Genomic DNA, 10732 nt, shown 5'->3' with positions numbered 1-10732 from the left:
GCCGGCGTCGTCGGCAGCTCCCGGACGGTGTGGTGCGGGGGTTCCGCCCGGACATCGAGGCCCTGCGTGCCCTGGCCGTGGTCCTCGTCGTGCTCTACCACGCCGGCCTGCCCTTCCTGCCCGGCGGCTACGTCGGCGTCGACGTCTTCTTCGTCATCTCCGGCTACCTCATCACCCGCCACCTGCACCGCGAGCTCATCCACACCGGACGGATCAGCCTCACCGACTTCTACGCCCGCCGCATCCGCCGCCTGCTCCCCCTGGCCACCCTGGTCACCCTCACCACCGTCATCGCCACCTGGCTGCTCGCCTCACCCCTGCAAGCCCGCCGCACCGCCACCGACGCCCTGTGGGCCACCCTCTTCGCGATGAACATCCACCTCGCCAACACCGGCGTGGACTACCAGGCCAACCAGGACCCCTCACCCCTGCAGCACTACTGGTCCCTGGCCATCGAAGAACAGTTCTACCTCGCCTGGCCCCTCGTCCTCGCCGCCGCCAGCCTCCTCTGGCTACGCCACCGCACCCGCCCCGCCACCTGGGCCCTGACCACCACCATCACCCTCCTGACCGCCGCCTCCCTCGCCCACGGCATCAACCAGACCGAGACCGCCCGCGCCCTGGCCTACTTCACCACCCCCTCACGCGCCTGGGAGCTCGGCATCGGCGGCCTCCTGGCCATCACCGCACCCCACCTCGCCCGCACCCGCCTCCTGCGCCACACCCCCACCACCACCGCCCTGACCATCGCCGGCCTGGCCACCATCACCACCAGCGCCGTCCTCTACGCCGACACCACCACCTTCCCCGGCACCGCCGCCCTCGCCCCCACCCTCGGCACCGCCACCGTCATCGCCGCCGGACTCACCCACCCCACCCCCCTCGAGACCCACGTGCTCGACACCCCCGTCCCCCAAGGACTCGGCCGCATCTCCTACGGCCTCTACCTCTGGCACTGGCCCGTCCTCACCCTCACCCCCACCTACCTCGACACCACCCCCACCCCCCTCCAGAACGCCGCGGCGGTCGGGGTGTCGCTGTGGCTGTCGGTCATCTCCTACGCCGTCGTCGAGGCCGCCTTCCGGCGCCCGGGGGCCGGGCTCGTGCGCCGCATCCGGGTCGTCCTCGCCGGTGGGGCGACCGTGGCGACGAGCTTCGGTGTCGTCCTCGCCGCCGTCCTCCTCGCGCCGACGCCGCAGGGCTCGGGCGCCGAGGCGCAGGCCCTCACGGGCGGGCTCCGCGGGCTGGACGCCGTCCGGACCGGCGTCGAGGTCACCCAGGTGCCCTCGAACCTCACCCCGGACCTCGCCTCGGCCGGGAAGGACGACCCGACGGCCACCCAGCCGGCGTCGGCCCACTGTCACGCCAACCTCCTGTCCTCGGAGCTGTCCGACGACGGCAGCGACTGCGTGTTCGGCGACCCGGCCGGCAAGACCACCGTCGTCCTCGCCGGGGACTCACACGCCTACCAGTGGCTCCCCGCCCTGGCCGAGCTCGCCACCCAGCGGCACTGGCGGCTCGTGTCGATGACCAAGGGCGCCTGCCCGCTCTACGACGTGACGCTGGCCAACCAGACCCTCCACCGCGACTACCGGGAGTGCTACACGTGGCGCGACCGCGTCCACGAGCGGGTCGCCGCCGAGGACGCCGACCTCGTCGTGACGACCGGCGCCGTCTTCTCCTCGCGCGGGCCGGTGTTCGCGGAGCAGTGGGTGGCCGGCGTGGAGTCCACGGTCGGACGGCTCGTCGCGGACGACCGAGCCGTCGTGGTCCTCGAGGACACCCCCTACCCGGGCCACGACGTCCCCGAGTGCCTCGCCGAGCACCTGGACCGCGCCAGCGGTTGCACGATGACGCCGGAGGAGGCGATGAGCGACCCCGCCCGGCGCACCGGCACCCGGGAGCGAGCCGCGGCCGCGGGCGCGACCGTCGTCGATCCCACCCCGTGGTTCTGCACCGAGGCCCGCTGCGCCGTCGTCGTCGGCGACACCCTCGTCTACCGCGACAACAGCCACGTGACCGCCACGTACGCCCATGCCCTGGCCCCCCGGCTCGGTGCGGCGCTACCGGCCCCGTTCGGGGAAGGAGCCACCGGATGACCACGCTCGCCACCCGCCCGCCGACAGCCCCGGACCGCGACCGCACCGGACCGTCCACCCCCAGCGGCCCACCCCGGTCCCACCGTGGCCGGCGTCGTCGGCAGCTCCCGGACGGTGTGGTGCGGGGGTTCCGCCCGGACATCGAGGCCCTGCGTGCCCTGGCCGTGGTCCTCGTCGTGCTCTACCACGCCGGCCTGCCCTTCCTGCCCGGCGGCTACGTCGGCGTCGACGTCTTCTTCGTCATCTCCGGCTACCTCATCACCCGCCACCTGCACCGCGAGCTCATCCACACCGGACGGATCAGCCTCACCGACTTCTACGCCCGCCGCATCCGCCGCCTGCTCCCCCTGGCCACCCTGGTCACCCTCACCACCGTCATCGCCACCTGGCTGCTCGCCTCACCCCTGCAAGCCCGCCGCACCGCCACCGACGCCCTGTGGGCCACCCTCTTCGCGATGAACATCCACCTCGCCAACACCGGCGTGGACTACCAGGCCAACCAGGACCCCTCACCCCTGCAGCACTACTGGTCCCTGGCCATCGAAGAACAGTTCTACCTCGCCTGGCCCCTCGTCCTCGCCGCCGCCAGCCTCCTCTGGCTACGCCACCGCACCCGCCCCGCCACCTGGGCCCTGACCACCACCATCACCCTCCTGACCGCCGCCTCCCTCGCCCACGGCATCAACCAGACCGAGACCGCCCGCGCCCTGGCCTACTTCACCACCCCCTCACGCGCCTGGGAGCTCGGCATCGGCGGCCTCCTGGCCATCACCGCACCCCACCTCGCCCGCACCCGCCTCCTGCGCCACACCCCCACCACCACCGCCCTGACCATCGCCGGCCTGGCCACCATCACCACCAGCGCCGTCCTCTACGCCGACACCACCACCTTCCCCGGCACCGCCGCCCTCGCCCCCACCCTCGGCACCGCCACCGTCATCGCCGCCGGACTCACCCACCCCACCCCCCTCGAGACCCACGTGCTCGACACCCCCGTCCCCCAAGGACTCGGCCGCATCTCCTACGGCCTCTACCTCTGGCACTGGCCCGTCCTCACCCTCACCCCCACCTACCTCGACACCACCCCCACCCCCGTGCAGACCGCGCTGGCCGTGCTCCTCGCCACCTGGCTCGCGTCGCTCACGTACATCGGCCTGGAGAACCCGGCGCGCACCGCCGCCGCTCTCCGGCGGGTGGGGCGGACCCTGGCGGTGGGGGCGACGGCCGTCTCCCTCGGTGCCGTCGTGTCACTCGGTGCCGCGGCGCTCATCCCCGAACCGAAGGGCTCCGGCGCGGCCGCGGCGACCGTCGACCCCGCACGGGTCGTCTCGGAGGTCGGGACGGCGGCGCAGATGCGTGCCGTCCCGGCGAACCTCTCGCCCGCACTCGTCGACGTCCCCGACGACACCCCCTCCCCGGCGACGGGCGACGGCGTCTCCTGCATGGTCGACCTGCTCGACACCGGGCTGGCCCGCGACCCCTCCGGCACCTGTGTGTTCGGCGACCCGGCCGGCAAGACCACCGTCGTCCTCGCCGGGGACTCACACGCCTACCAGTGGCTCCCCGCCCTGGAGGCCATCGCGGTGCAGCGGCACTGGCGGCTGGTCTCCCTGACGAAGTCCGGCTGTCCGGCGTACGACGTCGCCCTCGTCAACACGATCCTCAAGCGTGACTACCGCGAGTGCTACACGTGGCGCGAGCGCGTCATGGCCCGGATCGCCGCCGAGCGGCCCGACCATGTCGTCCTCAGCGCGTTCACCGGCTCCGAGCGGCGCGACCCCGACTTCACCGCCGCCTGGGCGACCGGTGTGGGAACGACGGTGTCCGCGCTGCGCGAGGGGGGCACGACGGTGACGGTGCTCGCCGACACGCCCTACCCGCAGACCGATGTCCCGGACTGCGTCGCCGGGCACCTCGACGACGCCCGGGAGTGTGCGGTGCCGAGCGAGGTCGCCCTGAGCGACCCCGAGCGCCGGGCCGCGACCGCCCGGGCCGCCATCGACGCGGGCGCCGCCGTCCTGGACCCGACGCCCTGGTTCTGCACCAACGACGTGTGCCCGGCCGTGGTCGGCACGACGGTCGTGTACAGCGACAACAGCCACATGAGCGCGACGTGGTCGGCGGCGCTGCGCCGGCTGCTCGCGGACCGGCTGGCGGAGACGTCCCCCGCTCTCTCCGGCGACTGACCGTCACCTCTTTCCCGCCTGATGCCGGAACCTCCGGTCGGGCACCTCGAACTTCGGGGTGCCCGACCGGAGGTTCCGGTGTGGGGATGCGCGGGCCTGCGCACTGTGCGCCAACGCTCGGCGCGAGCGGCCCCTCAGGCCGTGGCTCCGGCCGCCGGTGCGGGCAGGCCATCGGCCGTCACCGGCCCGGCGTCCGGGTCGGTGACGGCGGCCGCGAACTGGGCCGCGTGGAGCCGCGCGAACGCGCCGTCGGCCGCGAGCAGCTCGGCGTGCGTTCCCCGCTCGACGATGCGCCCGCCCTCCATGACGAGGATGAGGTCGGCGTCCCGGATCGTCGAGAGCCGGTGCGCGATGACGAAGCTCGTCCGGTCGCTGCGCAGCGCGGCCATCGCGTGCTGGACGAGCTGCTCGGTGCGGGTGTCCACCGAGCTCGTCGCCTCGTCGAGGATGAGCAGCGACGGCCGGGCGAGGAAGGCCCGCGCGATCGTCACGAGCTGGCGCTCACCGGCGCTGATGTTGTCGGCCTCGGCGTTGAGGACGGTGTCGTAGCCGTCCGGCAGCGAGTGCACGAACCGGTCGACGTACGTGGCGCGGGCCGCCTCGAGGATCTCGTCGTCGGTGGCCCCGGGACGGCCGTAGGCGATGTTGTCCCGGATCGTCCCGGCGAAGAGCCAGGTGTCCTGGAGCACCATCCCGGTACGTGAGCGCAGGTCGTGCCGGGTGAGGTCGCGGATGTCGACGCCGTCGAGGGTGATCCGGCCGCCGTCGAGCTCGTAGAAGCGCAGGACGAGGTTGACCAGCGTCGTCTTGCCCGCGCCGGTCGGCCCGACGATGGCGACGGTCTGCCCGGGCTCGACGACGAGGTCGAGGTGCTCGATGAGCGGGGTGCCGGCGGCGTACGAGAACGAGACGTCCTCGAACGCCACGCGGCCACGCGGCTCCTCGACCCGCGCCGGGCTCGTCGACTCGGGTTCCTGCTCGGGGGCGTCGAGGACCTCGAAGACGCGCTCGGCCGAGGCCACCCCGCTCTGGACGAGGTTGGCCATCGACGCGACCTGGGTCAGCGGCTGGGTGAACTGGCGGGAGTACTGGATGAAGGCCTGGACGTCGCCGAGGCTCATCGTGCCGCTCGCGACCCGGAACCCGCCGACGACCGCGATGGCGACGTAGTTGAGGTTCCCGATGAACATGAGCGTCGGCATGATGACGCCACTGATGAACTGGGCCCGGAAGCCCGCGTGGTGCAGGGCGTCGTTGCGCTCGGCGAACTCCCGGTCGGCCTCGGCCTGACGCCCGAAGACCTTCACGAGCTCGTGGCCGGTGAAGGTCTCCTCGACGACCGCACCCACCTGCCCGGTGCTCTTCCACTGCTGCACGAAGTGGCGCTGAGAGCGTTTGCCGATGGCCGCCGTGACGACGATCGTGACCGGGATCGTCACGAGGGCGATGACGGCGAGCAGCGGCGAGATGTAGATCATCATCGCGACCATCGCCACGACGGTGAGCAGCGAGGTGACGAGCTGGCTCAGGGTCTGCTGGAGGCTCTGCGCCACGTTGTCGATGTCGTTGGTCACCCGGCTCAGGAGCTCGCCCCGCGGCTGGGCGTCGAAGTACGGGAGCGGCAGGCGGTTCAGCTTGTCCTCGACGTCGCGGCGCAGCCGGAAGACGGTGCGGTTGACCGCACCGACGAGCAGCCGGCCCTGGACGAGCTGGAGCGCCGCCGCGACGAGGTAGATGGCGAGGACGACGAGGAGCACCCGGCCGACCGCGCCGAAGTCGACGCCCTGGCCCGGGAGGACGTGGTCCATCGCCGCGAGCATGTCCGCGAGGCGGCCCTCGCCGCGGGCCCGGAGGGCGTCGACGGCGTCGGCCTGGGTCGTGCCGGCGGGGATCCGGGCGCCGAAGACGCCGGCGAAGACGAGGTCGGTGGCCCGGCCGAGGATCTTCGGACCCACGGCATTGAGCACGACGCTGGCCAGGGCCAGGCCGAGCGCCCCGAGGACGACCTGCCGCTCCGGCGCCAGGCGCCGCAGCACCCGCCGGGCCGACGGCCCGAAGTCCCGGGACTTCTCGGCGGGCATCCCGAGGTTGGCGTGCGGCGGGCCGGCGCGCCGCACCTGGGCCGGGCCGCGGCGTGCCTCGGCGGCCTTCTCCTCGGCCGACCTGACCTCGCTCATGCCGCCTCCTCCGTCGTGCGCTGGCTGTCGACGATCTCCCGGTAGGTCTCGCACGTCGCGAGCAGCTCGTCGTGGCTGCCGGTGCCGACGACCGCGCCGTCCTCGAGGACGACGATCACGTCGGCGCCCTGGATCGTCGAGACCCGCTGGGCGACGACGAGGACCGTGGCGTCGCGGACGACCGGGACGAGCGCGGCGCGCAGCCGGGCGTCGGTGGCGACGTCGAGCGCCGAGAACGCGTCGTCGAAGAGGTACACGGCCGGCCGCCGGACGAGGGCTCGCGCGATGGCCAGCCGCTGCCGCTGGCCGCCGCTGACGTTCGTCCCGCCCTGCGCGACGGGCGCCTCGAGACCACCGGGCATGGCCCGGACGAAGTCGTCGGCCTGGGCGATGCGCAGCGCCTCCCACAGCTCGTCGTCGGTGGCGTCGGACCTGCCGTGGCGCAGGTTGCTCGCGACCGTGCCGGTGAACAGGTACGGCCGCTGCGGGACCAGCCCCATCCGGGACCAGAGACTCTCAGGTGCGGCGTCGCGGACGTCGACCCCGCCGACCAGCACGGCACCGCCGGTGGCGTCGTGCAGCCGGGGGACGAGCCCGACCAGGGTGGTCTTGCCGGCGCCGGTGGACCCGACGACGGCCGTCGTCGTGCCCGGGCGGGCGGTGAACGAGACCTCGCGGAGCACGGGTGCGTCGGCGCCGGGGTAGGCGAAGGTGGCGGCCCGCAGCTCGACGGTGAGCGGCCCGGGCGGCAGCGCCTCCGGGCGCTCCGGCGGGTGGACCGTGGAGACGGTGTCGAGGACCTCGACGATGCGCGTGGCCGAGACTGCCGCGCGCGGGACCATCATCGACATGAAGGTCGCCATCATCACCGACATGAGGATCTGGATGAGGTAGGCCATGAACGCCGTGAGTGCGCCGATCTCCATCCGGCCGTCGTCGACGCGCATCGCCCCGAACCACAGGACGGCGACGGTCGAGGCGTTGAAGATGACCATGACGATGGGGAAGGCGAGGGCCATCAGCCGGCCGACCGCCGTCGCGGTCCCCGTGTACACGGTGTTGGCCTGCGCGAAGCGCTCGCGCTCGACCTCCTCGCGGACGAAGGCGCGCACGACCCGGATGCCGGTGATCTGCTCGCGCAGGATGCGGTTGACGGTGTCGACGGCCTCCTGCATCTTCCGGAAGTGCGGGACCATCCGGCTGATCACCGAGCCGACGGCGACGCCGAGCAGCGGCACCGCGACGGCGACGAGCCAGGAGAGGCCGGCGTCCTCGCGCAGCGCCATGACGACGCCGCCCACCATCATGATCGGAGCCGTGACGACGATCGCGAGGCCCATGTAGACGACCTGCTGCACCTGGGTGACGTCGTTCGTCGATCGGCTGATCAGGGTGGGGGCGCCGAACGCGGAGACCTCGCGCGCCGAGAAGCCACCCACCCGGTGGAAGACCGCGGCCCGCACGTCGCGCCCGAGCGAGGCCGCGGTGAGCGCGGCGATCCGGGTGGCGGCGATGGTCGCGAGGATCTGCACGAGGGAGACGCCGAGCATCCAGGCGCCCGCACGCACGATGAACCCGGTGTCGCCGAGCGCGACCCCCTCGTCGATGATCCGGCCGTTGAGGCTCGGGAGGTAGAGGGACGCCAGGGTGCCGGTGAGCTGGAGGGCGACGAGCAGCACGAGCGGTCCGGCGTACGGACGCAGGTGGGTTCGGACCAGACGGACGAGCATCAGCGGGCCTTCCGGGTGCCGTCGAGGACGACGGAGACGATCTCGGAGGGCGTCATGGACCGGACCGGGAACATCGGGTGGGAGCTGGAGAGGGTGAGGTGGGCGAGGATGCCGACGACGTCCTCGGCCGGGAGACGGAGGTCGCGGGCGTCCTCGCCGATGAGCTCGACGAACGCGGCGTCGACCTCGGGGTCGGACATCCGCCGCGCGCGGCGCGGGCCCTCCGGGCGGTCGTCCTCTCCGCTGTGGTGGCCGGGGTCGTGGTGGCGAGGGTCGTGATGTCCCGAGCCGTGCCGGCCGGAACCGTGCTGGCCGGAGCCGTGGTGGCCGAAGGCGCCGCTCTGGGCGAGTGTGCCGATGAGCCCGATGATCTGGTGGAGATGCCCCTGCATGACCGCGACGCCGTCGGCGAGGCGCGCGTCGAGCGGCTGGTCGCGGTCGACATCCGCGAGCGCCGCGAGGGTCTCGGTGTTGTCGAAGACCGCTGCCGCGCAGGCGTGGACGAGGTCGTCCTTCGTGGCGAAGGCGCGGAACAGCGTGCCTTCGGCGATACCGGCGGCGTCGGCGACCTGCTTGGTCGTCAGCGCGGCGCCGTGCTCGCGCAGCAGGGGGAGGGCGACCTCGACGAGCACGGCGCGGCGCTCGTCACGGCTCATGGCAGGGGCGCGGGGGGTCACCGCGTCAGCATAAATGAGTGAGCACTCACTCACAAATGGGTTTCCCAACCTTTCTCGCCTGATGCGGGAAGGTCCGGTCAGGCCCCCCGAAGTTCGGGGTGCGTGACCGTAGCTTCCGGCATCAGGCGAAAAAGCTCGGGCGCTGGGCAGGGGAGGCGGCGGAGGGCGAGTCGTCGCCGGACGTCGGGTGCGCCGGGTCGTCGCGTGCGCCGGACGGCCGGGTGCAGCGGACGGTCACGCGTGGGTGAGGAGGCCGTCCTTGGCGATGTCGCGGGTGAAGGACGCGATCTCGGTCCGGACCTCGATGTCGTCGAGGTCGAGCAGGCCCGCGATGGCCGCTGCGGCGGCCCGGGCGGTGAGGTCGCCGTCGCACACCGAGACGTAGGCGGCGGTGACGGTCGTCAGCGGCACCGACCGCCGCAGCCCGGTGCCCTGGTGCAGGAGGATGACCCGCGGGTCCGGCTCGCCCGGCACCCCGTGCCGCTCCTCGCTGAGGCCCTCCGCCCGCCGCCACGCGTGGTCCAGGACGGCCTCGTCGTCGTGCTCCGCGAGCCAGGTGCGCGCCCGCAGCCCCGCGAGCACCGCCTCCCCCATGGGCTGCTCCACCGGCCCCGGCACGTGGGTGAGGTCGCGGAACGGCTCGCGGTCGGTGGCCGGGCGCTGCAGCGTGACGACCCCGAAGCCGATCGCCTCGACGTCCCGGGCGGCGAAGTCGTCCAGCCAGGCCGTGTACATCGCGTTGAAGTCGGCCGTCCCCGGATGGTGGCCGCCGTCGCGCGCCCAGGTCTCGGCGTACTCGGCGGGGTCCTGGGTCTCACGCTGGACCACCCAGGCGTCCAGGCCGGTGCCGTCGAGCCAGGCCGCGACCCGCTCGCTCCACGACCCACCGCGCGGGACCTCCCAGTTGCCGAGGAGCTGGGCGATCCCCCCGGGCTCGAGGTGCTCGCCGATCCCGCGGAGGAGGTCACGGACGACGTCGTCCCCGGACGCGCCGCCGTCGCGGTACTCGAACAGCGGGACCGCCCCGGTGCGCGGCGTGATGACGAAGGGCGGGTTGGAGACGACGAGGTCGAAGCGCTCGCCGGCCACCGGCTGCAGCATCGAGCCGGACCGGACGTCCCAGGCCAGGCCGTTGAGCGCGGCGTTGAACCGGGCGTAGCCGAGCGCCCGCTCGGAGACGTCGGTGACGACGACGTCCGCGGCGTGCCCACCGAGGTGGAGCGCCTGAACGCCGCACCCGGTGCCGAGGTCGAGCGCACGGGCGACGCGGGGGCGTGGTGTCCACGAGGCGAGGGTGGTCGACGCGCCACCGATGCCGAGGACGTGGTCGGGGCGCAGCGGCCGGTTCGTGGCGAGCTCGCCGAGGTCCGACGCGACCCACCAGTTGTCCCCGTCCGCGGCGTACGGTCGCAGGTCGCACAGCGCGACGACGGCGTCCCCCTCGGGGGCGACGAGCCCGAGCCCGACCGCACCGTCCACCTCGAGCGTCGGCAGCGCGGCCGCGACCTCGGTGGCGTCGACCGGGTCGCCGAGGGTGAACAGCCGGACGAGCGCGGCTCGCGGGTCGTCCGACGCGGCGGTGACCCGCTGGGCCGGCAGCGCCTGGTCGCGGTCGAGGGCCCCGGCGGCCATCGGCCCGAGCAGCCCCGTGACGCCCTCGACCGTGAAGCCGGACGCCATGAGGTCGGCCCGGAGCCGGGCGAGCAGAACATCGTCGACGCGGGGCGGGGAGGTGGTCATCGGGACGAGCCTATTGCTCGCCGGGGCATGCCGCCGCGGGGTCCCTGGTGCGGCCCGCCGGGCACCACCGGTCGAGTGGACAGGACACGCCGTCGCGGCACGTGGCCGGACGGCGTGTCCTGT

General features: G+C 73.5%; 6 protein-coding genes. 2 read left to right on the top strand and 4 right to left on the bottom strand.

Annotated features, from left to right (window positions below; all coding sequences use genetic code 11):
• Positions 1-2099 (top strand): acyltransferase family protein (locus JQN72_RS10135; protein WP_204135051.1); only part of this gene is annotated, 2099 nt, incomplete at its 5' end.
• On the top strand, positions 2096-4285 hold the full coding sequence (locus JQN72_RS10130) for an acyltransferase family protein (protein ID WP_204135050.1): 2190 nt from the start codon (positions 2096-2098) through the stop codon (positions 4283-4285). The genes JQN72_RS10135 and JQN72_RS10130, both read left to right, overlap by 4 nt.
• A gap of 134 nt (positions 4286-4419) precedes the next feature.
• Here the strand turns inward: JQN72_RS10130 and JQN72_RS10125 are convergent, their stop codons facing one another.
• The 4 genes from JQN72_RS10125 to JQN72_RS10110 form a co-directional block, all read right to left on the bottom strand.
• The gene (locus JQN72_RS10125) at positions 4420-6462 is read right to left on the bottom strand and encodes an ABC transporter ATP-binding protein (RefSeq protein WP_204135049.1); all 2043 of its coding nucleotides are present in this window, start codon (positions 6460-6462) and stop codon (positions 4420-4422) included.
• Positions 6459-8192, bottom strand: a complete 1734-nt coding sequence (locus tag JQN72_RS10120) for an ABC transporter ATP-binding protein (RefSeq protein ID WP_204135048.1) — start codon at positions 8190-8192, stop codon at positions 6459-6461. Before JQN72_RS10120 ends, JQN72_RS10125 begins: the two co-directional genes overlap by 4 nt.
• The gene (locus JQN72_RS10115; RefSeq protein ID WP_204135047.1) at positions 8192-8869 is read right to left on the bottom strand and encodes a TetR/AcrR family transcriptional regulator; all 678 of its coding nucleotides are present in this window, start codon (positions 8867-8869) and stop codon (positions 8192-8194) included. The genes JQN72_RS10120 and JQN72_RS10115 overlap by 1 nt, the downstream gene beginning before the upstream one ends.
• Positions 8870-9103: 234 nt before the next feature.
• Positions 9104-10609, bottom strand: a complete 1506-nt coding sequence (locus tag JQN72_RS10110; RefSeq protein ID WP_204135046.1) for a methyltransferase — start codon at positions 10607-10609, stop codon at positions 9104-9106.
• Between the last annotated feature and the right edge of the window lie 123 nt (positions 10610-10732).

The sequence above is a fragment of the Phycicoccus sp. CSK15P-2 genome (assembly GCF_016888005.1).
In the GTDB taxonomy this organism is placed as follows: domain Bacteria; phylum Actinomycetota; class Actinomycetes; order Actinomycetales; family Dermatophilaceae; genus Phycicoccus.
This window is presented reverse-complemented; position numbering and strand designations above follow the sequence as displayed.